Annotated in this window: 14 protein-coding genes; 6 read left to right on the top strand and 8 right to left on the bottom strand. The window is 41.1% G+C overall.

The features are described from left to right. Window positions 1-17: 17 nt before the first annotated feature. Window positions 18-2477: a phosphodiester glycosidase family protein gene (locus tag HMPREF9448_RS01720; RefSeq protein ID WP_008860853.1), complete on the bottom strand. Its 2460-nt coding sequence runs from the start codon at window positions 2475-2477 to the stop codon at window positions 18-20. A 1066-nt stretch (window positions 2478-3543) separates the two neighbouring features. Here HMPREF9448_RS01720 and HMPREF9448_RS14575 point away from each other — a divergent pair. Next, the gene (locus tag HMPREF9448_RS14575; RefSeq protein WP_157260314.1) at window positions 3544-4464 is read left to right on the top strand and encodes a hypothetical protein; all 921 of its coding nucleotides are present in this window, start codon (window positions 3544-3546) and stop codon (window positions 4462-4464) included. Between the two features lie 251 nt (window positions 4465-4715). Then, on the top strand, window positions 4716-5366 hold the full coding sequence (gene rpe / locus HMPREF9448_RS01710; RefSeq protein WP_008860851.1) for a ribulose-phosphate 3-epimerase: 651 nt from the start codon (window positions 4716-4718) through the stop codon (window positions 5364-5366). A 269-nt stretch (window positions 5367-5635) separates the two neighbouring features. On the opposite strand, the gene HMPREF9448_RS01705 is transcribed toward rpe, so the two are convergent. The 5 genes from HMPREF9448_RS01705 to HMPREF9448_RS01685 form a co-directional block, all read right to left on the bottom strand. After that, entirely contained in the window at window positions 5636-6829 is a 1194-nt protein-coding gene (locus tag HMPREF9448_RS01705; protein ID WP_008860850.1) for a transglutaminase-like domain-containing protein, read from the bottom strand. 13 nt (window positions 6830-6842) lie between these two features. Then, window positions 6843-7577, bottom strand: coding sequence for a copper homeostasis protein CutC (locus tag HMPREF9448_RS01700; RefSeq protein ID WP_008860849.1), 735 nt, complete (start codon window positions 7575-7577; stop codon window positions 6843-6845). A gap of 376 nt (window positions 7578-7953) precedes the next feature. Then, window positions 7954-8583, bottom strand: a complete 630-nt coding sequence (locus tag HMPREF9448_RS01695; protein ID WP_008860848.1) for a DedA family protein — start codon at window positions 8581-8583, stop codon at window positions 7954-7956. Between the two features lie 100 nt (window positions 8584-8683). Next, a complete protein-coding gene (locus tag HMPREF9448_RS01690) occupies window positions 8684-9265 on the bottom strand; it encodes a uracil-DNA glycosylase family protein (protein ID WP_008860847.1) in 582 nt (193 codons plus the stop codon). A gap of 17 nt (window positions 9266-9282) precedes the next feature. Beyond that, the gene (locus tag HMPREF9448_RS01685) at window positions 9283-9633 is read right to left on the bottom strand and encodes a hypothetical protein (protein ID WP_008860846.1); all 351 of its coding nucleotides are present in this window, start codon (window positions 9631-9633) and stop codon (window positions 9283-9285) included. Between the two features lie 111 nt (window positions 9634-9744). Between HMPREF9448_RS01685 and HMPREF9448_RS01680 the strand changes: the two genes are divergently transcribed. From HMPREF9448_RS01680 to HMPREF9448_RS01670, 3 genes are all read left to right on the top strand, one after another. Further along, a complete protein-coding gene (locus HMPREF9448_RS01680) occupies window positions 9745-11070 on the top strand; it encodes a DcaP family trimeric outer membrane transporter (RefSeq protein WP_008860845.1) in 1326 nt (441 codons plus the stop codon). A gap of 272 nt (window positions 11071-11342) precedes the next feature. Beyond that, a complete protein-coding gene (locus HMPREF9448_RS01675) occupies window positions 11343-12068 on the top strand; it encodes a polysaccharide biosynthesis/export family protein (protein WP_195241986.1) in 726 nt (241 codons plus the stop codon). A 7-nt stretch (window positions 12069-12075) separates the two neighbouring features. After that, window positions 12076-14481 carry a GumC family protein gene (locus HMPREF9448_RS01670; RefSeq protein ID WP_008860842.1) on the top strand — a complete coding sequence of 802 codons (2406 nt, stop codon included), beginning with the start codon at window positions 12076-12078 and terminating at the stop codon, window positions 14479-14481. 73 nt (window positions 14482-14554) lie between these two features. On the opposite strand, the gene HMPREF9448_RS01665 is transcribed toward HMPREF9448_RS01670, so the two are convergent. Next, entirely contained in the window at window positions 14555-15745 is a 1191-nt protein-coding gene (locus HMPREF9448_RS01665) for an FprA family A-type flavoprotein (protein ID WP_040295810.1), read from the bottom strand. Window positions 15746-15949: 204 nt separating this feature from the next. On the opposite strand from HMPREF9448_RS01665, the gene HMPREF9448_RS01660 reads away from it, so the two are divergent. Next, entirely contained in the window at window positions 15950-16639 is a 690-nt protein-coding gene (locus tag HMPREF9448_RS01660; RefSeq protein ID WP_262483648.1) for an MIP family channel protein, read from the top strand. 55 nt (window positions 16640-16694) lie between these two features. Here the strand turns inward: HMPREF9448_RS01660 and HMPREF9448_RS01655 are convergent, their stop codons facing one another. Next, the gene (locus tag HMPREF9448_RS01655) at window positions 16695-18425 is read right to left on the bottom strand and encodes a DUF4153 domain-containing protein (protein WP_008860839.1); all 1731 of its coding nucleotides are present in this window, start codon (window positions 18423-18425) and stop codon (window positions 16695-16697) included. Between the last annotated feature and the right edge of the window lie 57 nt (window positions 18426-18482).

Raw genomic sequence — 18482 nt, 5'->3', positions numbered from 1 at the left:
ATCGATAAAAAACAATCTTATTTTACCCTGAATTTTAGACTTTGGTTTTTTCCGTTAGCTCGGATTGTCAATATATATATTCCAGGAGAAAGGAATCGGTCTGAGATATTATAGGTATAAGTTCCCGGGAGTTCTCGGTTGGAGATATATTCGGAAATTTGCTGTCCTGCGGTGGTCCAAATAGAAATATCGGCACTACCGGTTTGTTGCAAATTATAGTGGAGGCGAAGTTCTCCTTCGGCAGTGATCCATGCAAAGTTATTTTCGGTATATACATTATTTATCGCGGAATTTGCTTTGACTGGATAGTAGGCTTTGAGTTCCCGCAGGGGAATCGTGATTTCAGAACGGCTGCCCGGATTTAGTACGAACCGTATCGCTTCTAATGTGAGAGGAAAATCCTCAGTGGGAAAAGCTATGCCGTTTTTGGAGAAAGCCCATACGATGGTTTGATCGCCCGTGTCCGATGGAATATATTCGGGTTGCCAGTAGCTCTTTCCGTTTTTATGCGTGAAATCGAAACGGATATGTTTGATGGCTGCCAGTGCTTCTTTCGACAAATTCAGTTGTAGGGAGATTGAGTCGGGTAAACTATATAGACGATAACTTTTACCCATTTCTACATAAGGGTTTCTTCCTGTTTTTTGATCGAACTGCAATACGGCTCCATCTGGCCAGCCGGTCGGTAATTCTTCGTGAGAAATTGAGAGCGTGTTAGATACGGTCGAGGATAGTGGGAAGTCTGATAGATCGGAGAAATTTTCGTGTACAAGAGTCTCCGGAGTTACTTCGACGGTAACCTTTAAGCCGACGGTAATTGTGTCGAGTGTCCCGACGAGCGACGTTTCTCCGTTTTCTATTCCTTTTAAGATACCGTTTTCTATACGGCAACAAGATGGATTGGACGAGGTCCATGCGAAAGCGGCCGGGTCGAGCGTATATACTTGACCGTTGATGTTTCCTTCTAAATTGATTCGGTAGGGACGTACACTGTCTATGAGAATTTCGTCGGCTGCTATATGTATGTCTTGTACCGGCCGGGTCGAAACGGAAAGTTCGGCCGTGATTCCGTTTTTCTCGGCTATAATTTTGCCAGACATGACCGTTTTTCCGGCGTGGAAAACAGCTTCTTTGTCCACCCAACCCAATTCGGCCGGTTCACATCGGAATGCGAAACCTTCTACTTCTACGTTGCGTTCGATCACATCTTTGTATTTATTTTGAGAAATTAATGTGAGGGATGCAAGGGAAATTATCGGTACATTTAATTGTGTTTTTGAGAATGAATAATGGGCCACGCCATTGTCTTCGGGAGCAGTTGAAACAAGAAGAACTCCGTCCATAACTGGGCGTAAAGATCCTCTTCCCGGAAGGTTCAGCATGGTGTGGTCGACGACAATGGCAGTGGAGCCACCGCTATCGAAATTGACTACATTCCAGACTCCATGAGCCAACATCCAATTAGCGATGTCGATACAGTTGATACCGGCACTATTTTCCGATAATTCCGTAGCTACGAAATAGACGGTTTTTCCATCTTGTGACATGCCTGCCATTGTGCGACAAGAAGTTTCATATTCCCGTCCGTTTTCAAAGTCATTATATTCTCCGTCGTGGAGTTTTCCTTCATAGGCTATGCTGGGGTATCCGTGGAATGCTTGTAAGATATTGTCTGGTGGTGTTCCGAATTTTCCGGCAACTAATTTTTGCGAGATGGTTATTTCTTCGCCCACTTTTATATCGGGGAGTGAATTCAGTTTTGTATTACGGAGATATAGAACAAAATCGGTGTCGGAAGTTTGTAGGGGTAAATCCGAGACTTCGAGTACATCGCATACCGTGGGAGTTCCATTCACGATCCAATTGGATCGGGGGCGTATTTTTATGTATCTTCCCTCGGCATCCAGATTGAGCGAGTTCATATTTGTGAACAGGACGCAATCTCCGTTGCGGATTGTTTCTGCGCCCCAGTTGAAATGGTCGATTGTCACTTCGTCACCCGATGCCGAAATTGCTTTGCATTCTGGAACGGGAAAAAAGACCGATGCCGTTTTATCTTGGGTAATAGCAAATGTAGATCTTCCGCTACCTGCTGGCATAGAGATGACACCGTTGCTAATGTTTAGTCCGATACAGACGCCTTCGTCATAACTGAAAAAGTCATGATTGAAGGCCGCGCATACTTTATGCCCCGGGGTGGTTAGCCGCTTTGACATGTCTTGTACCAATTCCCGTTTTAAATCAGGAACGGAGTTGTTCGACTGTACTTGTTCAATTACATTGTAAGGATTGGTCATGTCGATAGTGGTCGCCCACAGTGTGAGGGGAACCGATTCGTATCTGATTTTGATGTACTCTATACCGGGGCCTATTTCGTAGTGTTCCAATGTGTCGGCTACGCCCCAATTGGGAGCCGCGGCCGTGACGGAGAAAATTCCTATCACTATAAAAACGAAGAGCGTAAGGTTCTTTTTCATGTGTTTTAATATTAGTAAGATCTTGTGATAAAACTAAATTAGTTTTAATAACAACAAAGATATACTACTTTTTTGAATTTTAGAGACTGTTTATTCTAAAATATTGTATTTAAATATTATTTATTGTGTCGATTTTCTGGCGGGTGATCGTTTTATCGTTCCTTTGAAAAGTTTGTGTTAGGATAAGATATTGTTTAATAGTGCTTTGTCGCTTCATTTTTTCTTGTAGTAGCCGTGATGGTAAAAAAATTGACACTATTTAATTTCCATTATTATAACGAGATTCATATATTTGTTTAATATTATAGAATAGGGCTATAATTATTAAATTTATAGTATAGTTATGTCGGTTTATAGTAATTGGAAATATTTCTTCGATTCTTTTTGGAAATTTGTGTCCCGTAATAGTTATCCTATTGTTTTAGTATTGTTTTTTATATGGATATGTATAGGTATTTTCCCGTTGACATGTTATGAATCAGATAGTATGCATGTTATTGCGGGGTGTAATATCATGTATAATCAGGGACTTACATTCCCGCCAGTATATTCTTATTTATATGAAATGCAACCGTTGGTAACCTATACGGTGGTAGGATTCAAATATGTATTTCCGTTTTTAACATGTGAACAAATCTATTGTTTGCTGTCTGCCATATGCGGGGCTCTATTTATCGTGGAAAGTGTGAATTTCGTTTATCGGATTACATCTTTTAGAAAAATATTTATTTTGCTTTCTCTGTTTCTTATTCCAGAGTCTTTTGCCATTTCGATGTATCCCAATTCGGCGATTTTTGCGGCAGTGTTTTTTGTTTGCGCTCTAAACAGGTTATTAGATGGAAAGTTTTATGTGGCAATGGTGTTGATGGTAATCGCTCCTTTATATAGGATAGATATCTTGATAGTTTATCCAGTGGTATTTTTTATTTTTTTATTTCAAAGGAAGAGTGTAAAAGAGAGTATAACGAGGTCGGTATTTTTAGCTGTTCTCATACTTCTATTTGTGACGATTGGATATTGGGGGCTGCGGGCAAACCCTTTAACCGCATTGACCGGTTATAACGGTATGAATGAAACACACAGTTTCGCTTCGCAAGTAAAGTTTGCGGTATTTACGTTTTATACGATTCTCAATTTTGTTTTTGTCCCTATGGGTTTGGTTGTCCTTTTCCGGGAAAAGAAGTTTGGAATTATGGGGATAGCGTTGATTCCTATTATTCTCATTCATTTTATGTTTCGTTATACAGGGTGTGCGCCTAAACATTATTTATATTTGATTCCTTTTGTTTCTCTCATAAGCGTCTATGCTATGAGGTGGATATATGAGAGGGTCAAAGGGAAACCGGTTTTAAAGTACGGTATAGTTTCTATCGTAGTTTTGTTTTTATGCCTCGGTATAAGAATAGACTTTCCCGACTCGCCGTGGAGAAATGTTCCCGATTCGGATGCGAAGTTAGGTCCTTATGTTCAATTTTGTAGGGAAAATTATACGAAATATCATGTCACGATAGGAGTGGGTGCAGGTCAACTGATACCGACGTTAGACGAGTATATGTTACTTAGCGGGAATTTATTTTATCCGTTTTATATTCATGAATATAAAACGGTAAAAGAGGGTAAGCGAATCGCAGTAAAAAAATGGTTCGATGAGAAAAAAGACTATAATTTATTGGCATGTAGTTGGGAAGATATATTTTATTTTCCCAACTTGCTGCTCGAAGAAGGGTATGAATTTAGAGAGTTGCCTTGTGAGAATTTTACGTATGAATTATTAAAAGGCGATAGGCGAGTGACATTATACACCCGAGAAATTCCGAAAGGCGATATACAAGGAATGGTTCAGGCGATTGACGAAGTTAATGAATATTCCAAAGGCGAAGACCTTTATATTGTATCGGCTCTTGAAAATCAAGACTATTTGTTGAATAAACTATCTGTTAGCGGAAAAGTTCGTAAGCAAATGGATAGACTCTATAAAGTAAATTAGATAGTTTCTCGATATTTTTTTCGAGGATATATCGAATAATTCTGCGTTTGTATAAAATGTGATTATGGAAGCTATCTGTAATGCTAAATAAATTTGTTTTTGCTCTCATTTGTATTACCTTTGACGAGAGTTAAGATTCGTTGAAACTCAACAGACCTGTTCTGTATTTGCTCTGTATTATATTTGTGTGAAATACGAAAGCAGACGGAGTGTCTGTATAATACCGAAAAAATCGTTTATACGTAAAAAATATGAGTGTGATAATTTCTCCATCGTTGTTGTCGGCAGATTTTGGAAATCTGAACAGTGAGATAGATATGATAAATACTAGTGCTGCCGATTGGTTGCATATCGATGTGATGGACGGTGTGTTTGTCCCGAATATTTCTTTCGGGTTTCCGGTGTTGGAATTTGTGAATCGGCGATGTGCAAAACCTCTTGATGTGCATTTGATGATCGTCGAGCCTCAAAAGTTTATACCAGAAGTCAAGCGTGTGGGCGGAGCTATCATGACGGTTCATTATGAGGCATGTACACATCTTCATCGGGTTGTTCAGCAGATACATGCAGCAGGTATGCAAGCCGGAGTTTCATTGAATCCTCATACACCGGTGTCCTTGTTGGAAGATATTATCGAAGATGTCGATTTGGTTTTGCTGATGTCGGTAAACCCCGGCTTCGGCGGGCAGAAGTTCATTCCTCGCATATTGGATAAGGTGAGGGATTTGAAAGAGATGATCGCTCGTAGAAATTCGCATGCGGTTATAGAGATAGATGGCGGGGTAAATTTGGATACCGGTCGGCAATTAGTTGAGGCAGGGGCCGATGCATTGGTTGCCGGTAGTTTTGTTTTTCACTCGGATAATCCTATTGATACGATTGCTCGATTGAAGCAGTTGTAAAAGGAAATATATGGGATAGCCCCTATCGCATATTCGTGTGCAGAGGAGGGTGAAACGTTTCTTGTTTCGTTACAATCCGACGAGTTTTCTATACAATAATATAAAACATTCTAAATTTCTCCCTTGTGTTTTGCAACGTAAAATATAGGGGAGAGATCGAAGAAATGATAGTTTCTGAGGAGAGGGGTTAGATGTATAAAACCACAATCCCCTCTGATTTTCTACTGAGCCGTTTTTTTCAGCTCCGGGAGGTTTAATCCGTTATCAGATTATTGCATATAACCTTTGACTGTCATCGGGTCGTTACCTACTAAAACTTCAACCGTTGTTTTTTCACCTCGGCTGTTCTCGTAGGCGAATGTATAAGTATGGCCTTTTTCCAATAAGAAACTCAGTGCATCGTTCATATCCTGCAAAGGACCGGCTGTGCGGCCTCCACCCACTTGTATGCCATTGCAAAATACATCGACGTTTGCTTCTACTCGATCACCGGAATCGGAGCTATGCCGTTTATCTCGGAACATCATGAAAGTCACATTCGTATGGGTCCCTTGTTTCGTAAGGATTTGGGTCGATTCGGTGTATATATCTCGATAACGTTGCGATACATTGATACCATGAACACTGCGTGCATCTTCATTCCACGCCATTGGAAACCAGTCTCCCGTAGGTCGGAACGATACAGCATAAATTCCGTGTGTATGGTCTCCCGATACTGATTTTCCTGCATCGGCCATAAACCAAGCCTTGTCGAGTACAGGAGGTTGATAATATTCTGTGGAGAACCATGTCCCATCTATCCAAACTTCTGTCCAACTGTGGTTACCTCGATTGTCGTGCCAAGCGGCAGTTCCTGCAAAACGTGCCGGAATACCTACGGAGCGAAATGCGTCGACCAAAAGAATGGATAACCCGGTACAGGAAGCCATGCCTTGTCTTATCGATTCAGCAGGACTTTGGTTGGTCTTTTCCCGAAGCGTGTTGTATTCCACTCCGACCACTTCGGGGATAATTCGGTTTATTGTGTCGATGGCCGCTCGTATGTCTGCACATTTGGCTACACGAGGAGCGAAACGATTATAAAAATCTTGTCTCCACGAGTCTCGAGTTTCGTCTACCACGGCATAGGGTAAAACTTCGTTGAGGAAGATGGAGTCGGGTAATGCTTTTGTCCATGAAAATTCAGACCGAACCCGACAGGCATATGCCACGTTCTCTTTTAAAAGGTCGAGATTCATCGTGTCGCGGTCTCCCTGTGGCATCCAAGCTATCAGGTAAGCCATCGCTTCTTGTTCGTCGTGTGGCGTTTTGTGTAATAGTAATCTTAGGCTGTCTGCACGAGACGACTGGTTTAAAACGGTTTCGAGTTGTCGTTTATAATCAGTTGAGATACCAGAGGTACAGGTAGAGAGTGAGCAAATCAACCCGACAAGCAGTAGAAAAAATGGAGCTTCTTTTCTCATGTGAGAGTCGTTTTTAGATTAGTTGGTTCAGAATATTACGAATCATGGTTGGGTCGATTCCGATTGATGCATATTCGGGAATCCCCTGTACTCCGCCCATTGAGATCGACGGATTTTTATAGGTCATACGGCTTTCTGTTAAATTCCGAGCACTGAAATGTATGGCATCCACTCCGGTGTCGGCAAGCAGTTTGACGTTCGATGCATTCACTCCGCTTCCTGCCATTACGTCTATTCGTCCTGCGGAGGCTTTGACTAACGAATGAATGTTCTCGATTCCTTCCGGTGCTGTGTTACGTCCTCCCGAAGTGAGTACCCGACAGCAACCGACTCTCACGAGGGCTTCGAGGGCTTCGTTGGTATCGCAGGTCATGTCGAAAGCCCGGTGGAATGTAAATTCCATTTCTTTGGCTGCGGCGACCAATTCTGCTGTGCGGATTTCGTCTACTCGTCCGTCGGAAGTGAGTATTCCCGCTACCACGCAATCTGCTCCGCAGTCATGGGCAAAACTAATTTCTTCGAGCATTTGGTGAAATTCTTTGTCGGAGTAGAGGAAGTCTCCGCCACGGGGACGAATCATTACACTCAGTTTCAAATGAGGAATTCGACGAGCCATGCGAATGAATGCGGCCGATGGGGTAGTGCCTCCCTCATAAGGAGATGCACACAGTTCTACACGGGTGATACCCATATCGGCGGCTATTTGGCAGGCTTCGAGTGTGAAAGTGCAAAGTTCGGTTTCTATCATGATTACCGTTTCTCTAAATTGTGTATCGAATTTTCATTTTCAAAGGATTTTACAAAGATAGTGAAAGGTGAGTGCAGAGACAAACGGAAACCTCGTTTCCGATTTGACTATGACGAACCGCAGCCTATCTTCGTACTCACAAAGATAGTGAAAGGTGAGTGTAGAGACAAGCGGAAATATTGTATCCGATTTGGCTATGCCTAACCGAATCCTATCTTCGTAGTTGCAAAGATAGATATTTATTGATGGGATGCAAGAGGGAAAAGTGGGTCATTGGTTATGTGTAGTCATACCCTATGTATTGTATCATTCAATAAATACGAACAGCTATGCGATTATCGCATAGCTGTTCGTATTTTTACAAGTGGAAATATGCTTATTTCGACTTTTTCATTCCCTTATAAATGAGAAATCCTACGATAAATACACAAATAGCGATGAGTATATAGAGTATTTCGTGGCTATACATCTGTACTTTCGAGATAAGTTCGTCTTCGGGGATAACAGCATGGAATCCATATCCTATGGCGGCCAATACGATATTCCAACACATGGCGCCAAGAGTCGTGAAAAGAATAAATTTGGAGAATTTCATACGTGCCAATCCTGCCGGTATGGAAATAAGTTGACGTACAGCCGGTATCAGTCTTCCGATGAGGGTGGATATACTACCATGCTTGTCGAAATAGCGTTCGGCTGTTTCGACTTTTTTCTGGTCGAGCAGACAGATATGTCCGATGCGGCTGTTGGCGAATTTATAAACGAGCGGACGTCCAATCCAACGGGCTAAATAGTAATTAATGATTGCACCGAGGTCTGCTCCGAGAGTCCCGAAGATAACCACCAAATACATGTTTAATTCTCCGTAAGCGGCTTTATATGCGGCCGGTATAATGACGATTTCGGAAGGGAAAGGAATAAAGGAACTTTCTATCATCATTAGAAATGTAATAGTCCAGTAGTTTAAATTATCGAGACACCACTGAATGAAAGATAATGATTCCATAAAAAAGGATTATAAAATTTGCACTTTTATGGCTGCAAAGGTAATATATTCGTGTTACAAATTTGAATTTTTGTGAAAATGTAATCGTATTTTAATATGGCTATTGCTCGAAGTTTTGGAAAATGGTACGGTATATTTTCGCCTTATCGGTTAGAGGCTTGGGATAAGCGCGGGAAGTGGAGGGCATACGGTAAAGCCGGAGGCGGCGATTATGGTAAAGAAAATCGACGAACCCTCCGATCTCAGGAGCTGGTGAACCTGTGATAGAAAGTAATGTGTCGGTTGCCTTTTGTCCTGTGGTCACCAGAGTATGACAGCGAGGAATTTGATCGAGTATTCCGGCCAGATTTAATGGCTCGACGACTTCGAGGGTTAAGTCTGAGGCATTTCCGTTTAGGCGATTGGCAACGGCTACTGTATCGCTTACAGCAATGGCTTTTTCCCGTAGAAATTGTTCGATGTTGTCTTTACAGAATTTTTTCTTTTCTATATCTACAAAATGATCTTTGTCATCGAAGAAGATAAGCCCAAAAATTCTCCACATATCGTTGGTGTAATTGGGATAGAAAAAATCCATCGACCAGCGCTTGCGGGGAGGCGGAAAACTTCCTAGCAATAGGAGCCGGGCATTGGGTGGAAGAAATGGGGCGAGGGGGTGTATCTCTGGTTGAAGTGGATTCATCTTTTTATCGTAAATAGTTAAAAGGAGAGGTCGCTTGGTTCGTCGTTGATTTTCCAGAAAATGTTCTCGGCGGCATCATATCGATATTGTCCTTCTCGTAATGTTTCTGTTTGGAAATCTTCTTTCTCGAAAACGTCTTCTCCCTCGTCGAGTATATAAAATTCGTCGTTCGTATCCGTTGCTTGTATGGTCGCTATGTACCCCTCTGGGATTTCGAAGATTTCATTTTCTTCTACTTCTATCATTTCTCCGTCATAACCTTGTTGGAATAGAATGTCGTAGGCATCGAAATCGTCGTTCTCATCGTAGCCCATTTCGTCCCTGATCGTATCGAATTCGGGGGTTAAGAATAAAGTAATTGTTTCCATAATTATGGGGATTTATTCAAGGTACAAAGGTACTTATTTTTGCGATTGTTTCAACAATTCATGTACCTCGTTGTTTTAATTATCGATGAAACGTTTAAATCCCAAGAAAGTATGAAAAAATTATTTGTTTCTTGTTCCTGTTTTTTGGTGACGACATTATTATCGGTACAGGCTGATGATAAAATGGATAAACAGACCGATGTCGTTGTAGAAGAGTGTGTTTGTCAAGGCCCTTCACAGTCGCCGGCTCGAGTAATTCTTTTGTGGGGGGAAACCCCTCCGAATGACGAATTGATGGCGATGTTTTACGACACTCGGTTATTGCATTTCCAAGACCCGCGAGCCCCTCGTTTTTTGCTGATAGATCGTAAAGGGCGTGCGGCATTGGGTATAGGTGGTTATGTAAAGGCTACTGCTTCCTATGATTTTGACGGGGCTCTGCCTAACCGGGATTTTGTGACATACGATATCCCTGTTCCCCGTAATCCGGCGGAACGTAATCAGTATCAAATGGATGCTTCTACCACACGTCTGTTTTTGAAATTAGTCGGGGCCAATTCTGTATTAGGAAAATATACCGTTTATGTAGAAAGTGATTTTCGGGGAGGACAGGATTACGGTTTTCGTCTCAGACAGGCTTATGTGAATGCCCGTGGCTTTTTAGTCGGACAGACTTGGAGTACCTTTGTGGACCCCGCAGCAGCTCCTCCTACAATCGATTATGAAGGTCCAAATGGTATGACTAGTGTGCGTAATGTTATGTTGCGTTATACTCTTGATTTAAGTAAACATTGGCAGGTGGCATTGGCGGCCGAAGCACCTTCGGTGACTTATACGCTAAGTGATGGTAACAATATGGCTATTCGTCAGCGTATGCCCGATATTCCGTTTTATGTCCAGTATGGTTGGAACGAAGGGAACAATCATATACGAGTCTCTGGTCTTATACGAGGTTTGTCCTATCGGGATTTGATGGCCTCTCGAAATAAATCTGTTTTGGGTTGGGCCGTGCAACTTTCGGGATTAGCTAATATTACACCGAAGGTAATGCTGTATTATCAAGGGGTTTATGGACGGGGATATGATAGATACTTGAACGGTTTGAACGGGAAGGGTTTCGATTTGATTCCAGATCCCGATAATCAAGGGAAACTTTATGCACCAGAAACATTAGGCTATATGGCTGGCATACGGTATTCATTCTCTCAAAAATTCTTTATTTCGGCATCTTATAGTCAAAGTAGATTATACAGCAAAACCGGGTCACTCTCGGAAAATTCCTATCGATATGCTCAATATATTGTCGGGAACGCTTTTTATAATTTAACTCCCGATTGTAGTATTGGGCTTGAATATCTTTATGGTCGTCGTTCCAATATAAATAGGGAAGATGGTCAGGCCAATCGAATCAATGCAATGATTCAATATAATTTCTGAAAAAGGGGAATTATTGTTGAGCCCGTTCTCTTTGTTTAGCGATAGTGAAGAGGGAACGGGCTTTGTTGTGCAATGTCATGAATCGCGTTTGAATCGTGGTTTTTCTGATAAAAATATTGTTCGCCATGTAAAAAGTGTTATTTTTGCATGGCGATTATATAATTGGGCCATATTTAGAAACAGAGCACATAATGAGATATTTGTATTTGACGTTTTTTATGATACTTCTTTGGGGGATAACTTCTTGTTCTTCTTCGAAGAATGTTCCCTATATGGTTGATATTGAAGATATACCTGCCGAAGTATTGAATGCTGCGACGGTTCAGTCTTCTCCTGTTTTAGCTCCGGGGGATATTATAGATATATCGGTAGTGGCTAAGAATCAAGAGGTTGTTATCCCGTTTAACAAGAGGTTGATGCAAGGAGAGGCTTATCTGCGAGGAAATGCATCGAAAGCCGTTGAATATTATTTGATTGATCAGGCGGGTAATATTGATTTCCCGGTGATTGGGCGTATTCACGTAGCGGGAAAAAGTAAGATGGAGGTAGAACATTTGATTCAAGAACTCCTTTATCCCGAATATCTGAATGAACTACCCCAAGTGACAGTGTGGATACAAAACTTTTCTATATCGGTATTAGGAGATGTGAATAGACCGGGATTGTTTACCATAGAAAACGAACGAGTGAGTATATTGGATGCGATCGCTTTGGCCGGAGATTTGGCTATAACAGGTCGCCGGGATAATGTGCTGTTGGTGAGGGTAAACTCAGATGGAACTAAGAGTATAGCGAGAATAAATTTGAATGATAAGAATTTGATATCTTCGCCTTATTTTTATTTGCAGCAGAATGATGTATTGTATGTTCAACCAAACAAATCCAAAGCCAATTCTGCTGTTGTCGTACCTCCCACGACTTCATTGATTTTTAGTGCGACTTCAATTTTATTGACTATCGCTAACCTTATTATTACAGCTTGGAGTATTTCGAAATAAAAGTTTTATGGAAGATAAGCAGAATACATCTGTAAAAAATGCATCGGAAGAGGCATTTGATGTTACGGGCTTCTTTTTAGAATGTATTTCATATTGGAAATGGTTTGTGGCCAGCGTGGTCGTACTTGCTGTGGCGATAATGTTTTATTGTTTCAGGCAGACTCCGGTTTATGAGGTCACATCTGCAGTATATATTCAAGACAATAAAGGAGATAATAGCAATATATTATTGGAAAGTCTAGGACTATCTTCCTATAAGAAAAATATAGATAATGAAATAGAAGTCTTACGTTCGAAAAATCAGATTACAGATGTCGTCGAAGCTCTTAATTTGTACACGTCTTATTCTTGGAATTCTTTTTTGAGAAATGTTCCATTGTATGAAGAGACTCCGATAGAGGCTGTTCTTGATTCGATTGATGTGCGTTCGTTAAAGGCTTCTTTGAATATTAGAATAAAACCGCAAAACGGAGTATTCCATTTGGAGGCGAAGACTCGAAATGTGAGGGGCGATGAGGTAGAAATTTGTAACACTACGGTCGAAACTTTTCCATATTCCATACCTTTTCACAAGGGATTTATCCGACTAAGATATACTGGCGATACGATTCCTACCGTGGATAAAACGTTGAATATATCTTTATCGAATCCGAGAAACGTGAGTAAGTCTATTGCCGGAAATTTGACAGTGGCTTTTGCTTCGAAAGATGCAACGATTTTGAAGGTCGTATATCGAACTCCGGTAATAAAAGCGGGTGAGGATTTTATAAAAACACTGGTCGATTTTTATAATATCGATGCGGCCAAGCAAAAAAATCAAGGGACTGAAAAAACGCAACAGTTTATTGATGCCCGTTTGGATTCTATTTCAAAAGATTTATCGGTTGTAGAGGCGCGAGTAGAAGAATATCGCCGTCATAATAATTTGATTGATATTTCATCTGAGGCGAAATTATATTTGGAGCAAACCGGATTTACCGATGAGAAGTTGGCTGAGTTGGAGTTGCAGAAAAGTCTTGTCGATTATGTAGAGAAATTTTTATCGATACCTCAAAATGAATATATGCCCATTCCTGCGTTGGGAATTGACGATAAAGATTTAGCTAAATTAATAGGAGAATATAATAAAAGTCTGCAACAACGAAAAAGATTATTACATTCATCATCGGAATCCAATCCTGTTATCGTTGAGTTGACGAGAGATATACAGACTCAAAGGTCATTGGTACTGAAAGGTGTCGAAAGCATTCGTAAAGGAGTAGAAATTAAAAAGAGAGATTTATCTCGTCAGGATAAGATTATCGAAGACAAGATTAAGAATGTACCTCAATACGAGCGGGAATTATCCGATATTATGCGTCAGCAAAGGATAAAGGATAATCTGTATGTATTCTTGTTGGAAAAAAGAGAAGAGAATGCATTGGCCAAAAGTATGACCGTACCGGTAGCACGCATTATCGACGATCCGGATTCTACGGGAGAACCAGTTTCTCCTAAGAAAATATTGCTGTTTTGTGCTGCTGTTTTATTGGGCGTTTTGTTGCCGGCATTTGTGATTTACCTCAGAATGTTGTTATTCCCTGTGTTGAAAGATAAGAAAATGCTAGAACGTCTTACTTCCATACCTGTTTTGGCTGAGATATCTAAGAAGCCGGGAAATAAATTTTTTGTGGTTGAGAAAAAGAGTGTGGAGCCCATTGCCGAACTATTCCGATTGTTGAGGAATAATTTACAGTTTGTCCTTACTGGTCCAGAGAAAAAGGTGATAGCGGTAACATCGTCGGTAATGCATGAAGGAAAGACATTCGTTTCTTGCAATATGGCTTTGAGTTTTGCCCTAACGGGAAAACGGGTGCTTCTGATAGGTGTGGATATACGACGTCCTCGTTTGGCTCAGCATTTCCAAATGTCCAATATGAGGGGTGTTACTACCTATTTGTCGGGTGGAGATTCTGATCTTTCGGCTCTTATTCAATCTTCTGGAATTGATTCTAATTTGGACGTTTTGCCGGCAGGGCCTGTTCCTCCTAATCCGAACGAATTGTTGATGAGTTCTCGTTTTGAGCAGTTGGTCGATTATGCACGATCCCATTATGATTATGTGATTTTGGATACAGCACCATTGGGTATGGTATCCGATTCATTTTTGTTGACCCGGGCTATCGATGTGGTTATTTATGTAGCGAGGGCTAATTATACGAATAAAGCGTCGATCGAGATGTTGAATGCATGGATTGACAATAAGCGTATCAATGTGCCGGTTTATCTTATTTTGAATGATGTGAATATGAATTCAAGGACTTATTCATATCGCCAATATGGTAGCGGAAAATATGGTTATGGATATGCTTCTTCGCGGTCGGAATATGTTATTCCGTGGTATAAACGTTTGTTCAGAAAAAGTGATAGTTAATAGAAATGATTTTGAGTATAAAAGAACGGGAAAGAATTTTATTCTTTCCCGTTCTTTTATTGGATTTGTTGAATCATCGAGTTAACCGAGCTGCCATTTCTTGTGCAAGGTTTCTACATTGCTCCTTTATAGCCGGAGTAATGCTTTGTTTCATTTCTATACAGCAGGGGATAGTTTCCCATTTCATGGATTCGGCGAATGCGGCGAGGTGTTTTACTGCCGCACCGGCCCAAGTGAAAGAACCGAAATAAGCAAACGTGCGATTCTTGATATCCCGTGTAGCAATCATTTCGGTGAGGGTTTCGACTGCCGGAAATAATCTGTTAGAATAAGTAGGGCTGCCTATAATGAGCCCCCGGTAGCGGAATATGTTTTGGAGGATATACGATGGGTCTTCGTGGGAAACATTGTGGAGTACAATCTCTTTGATTCCGTTGGCTGCTAGTTCACGAGCTATTTCTTCGGCCATCTGTTCGGTATGCCCGTACATACTGCCATAAGCGATAACAACACCCAGTTCACCTTCATATCGACTGAGGCGATCATAAATGCCAATGACTCTGGTTATTTCTTTTTCCCATATGGGTCCGTGTGTGGAACAAATCGTTTTGATTTCTATGTCGGATAGTTTTTTCAGTGCCGTTTGTACGGCTGGCCCGTATTTCCCCACGATATTGGAGTAGTAACGCACCATTTCGCTCCAATACTTATCCGTGTTTAATTGACTGTCTGTAATGCCTCCGTCCAAAGTACCGAAGCAGCCGAAGGCATCCCCTGAAAAAATCAATTTGTCTTCGTTAACGTAGGTCATCATTGTCTCGGGCCAATGAACCATCGGCGTAAGATGAAATGTGAGAGTCCTTTTCCCGATAGACAAGGATTCTCCGTTTTTAATACAAAGAGTATTGTCGTCTATTCCATAATATCCTTTAACCATTTCGAGGGTTTTGATATTGCCTACAATTGTCATTTGAGGATATTTTTGACGAATAAATTGTATCGAGGCAGAATGATCCGGCTCCATGTGGTTGATTATGAGATAATCTATTTTCCCGTCCCCGATAATCTCGGCTATGTTGTCGAGTAGTCTATCGGTATAAGCGGCATCCACGGTATCTATTAATACATTTTTTTTATCGGTTATCAAGTAAGCATTATAGGATACTCCGTATGGAAGCGGCCAAAGATTTTCGAATTTATATTTACACCGGTCATTTACTCCTACATAATGTATACCATTTGTAATTTCTGTTATCTTCATAATCGTATAATTAATTTGATATTTGATGATAGTCCTCTTGTTTGTAGATTATCGCTTATTTGAAAATGATTCCAAAAATACGAAAAAATAGAAATCTTTGGGAAGTTCAAAATTTATTTTTTCCTTTGTAATAGAAAACCTTAAATGGTTATATAGTTTATTAACAAATTTGCTAATAGGTGCATATTGTACCAGAAAAACATTAAAATCATGAAAAAGTATTTGGCAGAGATGGTGGGTACTATGGTACTCGTGTTGATGGGTTGTGGAAGTGCTGTATTTGCGGGCAATATAGCAGCTGCTTGCGGTGCGGGAGTAGGAACGTTGGGCGTTGCTATGGCATTCGGTCTTTCTGTGATTGCTATGGCTTATACGATTGGCGGTATATCGGGTTGCCACATCAATCCAGCTATTACGTTGGGTGTATGGTTGTCTAAACGAATGAACGGGAAGGATGCCGCCATGTATATGGTCTTTCAGATAATCGGAGCGATTATTGGATCGTCTATTATTTATGCTTTGGTTTCTACGGGCGGTTCATCGGGAGTGACTACGACGGGAGCCAATAGTTTCGGAGACGGAGAAATGTTACAGGCATTCATCGCCGAGACAATCTTTACGTTTATTTTTGTATTGGTGGTATTGGGTGCAACCGATGAGAAAAAAGGAGCGGGCAATTTCGCAGGATTGGCTATCGGTCTTACTTTGGTGTTGGTTCATATTGTTTGTATCCCTATTACGGGAACATCGGTAAATCCCGCTCGTAGTATTGCTCCGGCTCTGTTTGCAGGAGGAGAAGCTCTTTCACAGTTGTGGTTGTTCATTGTAGCGCCGTTTTTCGGAGCTGCGTTGTCTGCAATGGTTTGGAAAGGACTGATGGGTGACAATAAGGAATAATATAGTTTTTCTACGATAAAATAAAGGGGCTGCTTTTCAAGGCAGCCCCTTTATTTTATGGATTGTAAAAAACGATGCCTTTAATATATAACCCTCCAATTTCTTGCGGGTTGTTCATATAGCCGTCCAAAGACAGAGGAAGTATGTATGTATTGTTGCCTCGGAAAGACCAAATCGTGTCGTTGGAATTTACTTTGTAGTTTTGTTTTTTTAGTAGGTCGACTAGCGGATAAACGGCGACAACTGTACTGTCTGGCCCCAATATTTCCACATTGTCGCTGTTTGTTCGGATATTTGAATTTTCATCGAAAAACAGGGCGTATTGGTAATCTTTTATATTTATGTTTTTGCCTTCGTAAGAATCCGATTGGTAGTAGGAAAAATAGATGCGATGATTTTCCTGTGAGCGATTCAATGCAGATGTTATCCCTTGTGTGAGTTTGGAAAATTGCATCGAGGAAACGGAATCGGTGAACCAGACTTGTATATCTTTTGCCCCATAATTTTCTGTGAGATAGAGAAGGTCGTCTTGTAGTCGGGTGGCATCGATAGAGTCGAGCTGGGTGCACTGGGTTTCTAAACTGTCGAATGTAAGAAGATTGTTTGTCCCGAGTTTGTTATTTTGAATGAGTGTATCTATCCGCTTGTGCATGGTATACCGGGTAATTTCGCTGAATCTCCACGGACCGATTGATGAGATGAGGAAAAGAAGAATAAATGAGATGAACGGGATTTTTATTTTTTTACCAGATGTAAAAATGGTATACAAGGCAGTCGTATAGCACCAAAAGTTGAGCAGCAGTACGTATAGGCGGTTAGTCGTGATACCATAGTCTTGAAAACGGCGGATTATACCAACAGTCATTAAGATTAATAGTGGGAGAAGCAGTATGCCGAACCATTGCCTGAAAAATTTCAAAGGACGATTCTTTTGTATGCATAACGGATATAGTATAAAAAGGGTGATTGTTCCGCCTATGGTGAGAATGGAGACTAGTGCGGAGACCCAACCATCGGGAAGTTGCCACTGAATTATGATTTTTATTAAATAGGCATAAAGGATTGTTCCGTAGAGTATGAGGAGGGGTAATAGTATATATAAACCTAGGATTTTCCATGCTTGGGCAAACGAACGCGTCTTTGTTTCGGTTATCGAGGCGATAGGAATGTTGCCTAGCAGATAGAAAGGAAAGAACAAGGTATAGCAAAGTACATGTATGTTTGAATACATCTCGCTTTTGAATTCACAGCCGAACAGAGTATCGGTAGAAAATAACGCCAGAGAGAGGCCGGCTGCCAAGACCGATGCAAAAAGTAAGCCTGTTAGTATTTGGATACACAACAGATAGGAGAAATTCCAAAAAGAGGTATCGGTGTCCTTTTTCAAAAAGGCAGCCCAAAATAAGGACGAAAAAAATGTTACGATAGGAGCTATGAAAGCAAGTGCCCCGAAGAAATGTTCGGGAGTATCGTTCGAAATGTAGCCGTACAAGTTCCATAATAGTACAGCGAGTAGGGATACCGAATGTCGTATAGTAGGGTTCAAGCGGTTCTCGAAGCAGAGGACGATACTTGCAGCGAGAGGTAATGTGCCTACCCATACGTACCAATAGGAGGGCTCGTAGAGTATGCTCCCTTTTACTTGCTCATAGGGGAGGTTGACGAGTAATAGCAGAGAGATACACAACCCGATTGTTGCTGTTGCTGCGACCGGAAATCGTTTGAGCGCATTCAAAAGGGTTTCGGTGATGGATTGCCAACGAAAGGTATTTATTCTGTCGAGCATAGTTGAATGATGTTGTTGGTGAAGAATAAATCCCCTAAGTACACGTGTTGTTAAGAA

This window comes from Barnesiella intestinihominis YIT 11860 (assembly GCF_000296465.1).
Lineage (GTDB): Bacteria > Bacteroidota > Bacteroidia > Bacteroidales > Barnesiellaceae > Barnesiella > Barnesiella intestinihominis.
Note: the sequence above shows the minus strand (reverse complement) of the source record. Positions and strands in the feature narration are given on the sequence as shown.

What these genes read in the sequence shown, in the direction of transcription:
- HMPREF9448_RS01720 (WP_008860853.1), bottom strand. Translation starts at nt 2,477, where the DNA reads ATGAAAAAGAACCTTACGCTCTTCGTTTTTATAGTGATAGGAATTTTC.
- HMPREF9448_RS14575 (WP_157260314.1), top strand. Translation starts at nt 3,544, where the DNA reads ATGAATGAAACACACAGTTTCGCTTCGCAAGTAAAGTTTGCGGTATTT.
- rpe (WP_008860851.1), top strand. Translation starts at nt 4,716, where the DNA reads ATGAGTGTGATAATTTCTCCATCGTTGTTGTCGGCAGATTTTGGAAAT.
- HMPREF9448_RS01705 (WP_008860850.1), bottom strand. Translation starts at nt 6,829, where the DNA reads ATGAGAAAAGAAGCTCCATTTTTTCTACTGCTTGTCGGGTTGATTTGC.
- HMPREF9448_RS01700 (WP_008860849.1), bottom strand. Translation starts at nt 7,577, where the DNA reads ATGATAGAAACCGAACTTTGCACTTTCACACTCGAAGCCTGCCAAATA.
- HMPREF9448_RS01695 (WP_008860848.1), bottom strand. Translation starts at nt 8,583, where the DNA reads ATGGAATCATTATCTTTCATTCAGTGGTGTCTCGATAATTTAAACTAC.
- HMPREF9448_RS01690 (WP_008860847.1), bottom strand. Translation starts at nt 9,265, where the DNA reads ATGAATCCACTTCAACCAGAGATACACCCCCTCGCCCCATTTCTTCCA.
- HMPREF9448_RS01685 (WP_008860846.1), bottom strand. Translation starts at nt 9,633, where the DNA reads ATGGAAACAATTACTTTATTCTTAACCCCCGAATTCGATACGATCAGG.
- HMPREF9448_RS01680 (WP_008860845.1), top strand. Translation starts at nt 9,745, where the DNA reads ATGAAAAAATTATTTGTTTCTTGTTCCTGTTTTTTGGTGACGACATTA.
- HMPREF9448_RS01675 (WP_195241986.1), top strand. Translation starts at nt 11,343, where the DNA reads ATGGTTGATATTGAAGATATACCTGCCGAAGTATTGAATGCTGCGACG.
- HMPREF9448_RS01670 (WP_008860842.1), top strand. Translation starts at nt 12,076, where the DNA reads ATGGAAGATAAGCAGAATACATCTGTAAAAAATGCATCGGAAGAGGCA.
- HMPREF9448_RS01655 (WP_008860839.1), bottom strand. Translation starts at nt 18,425, where the DNA reads ATGCTCGACAGAATAAATACCTTTCGTTGGCAATCCATCACCGAAACC.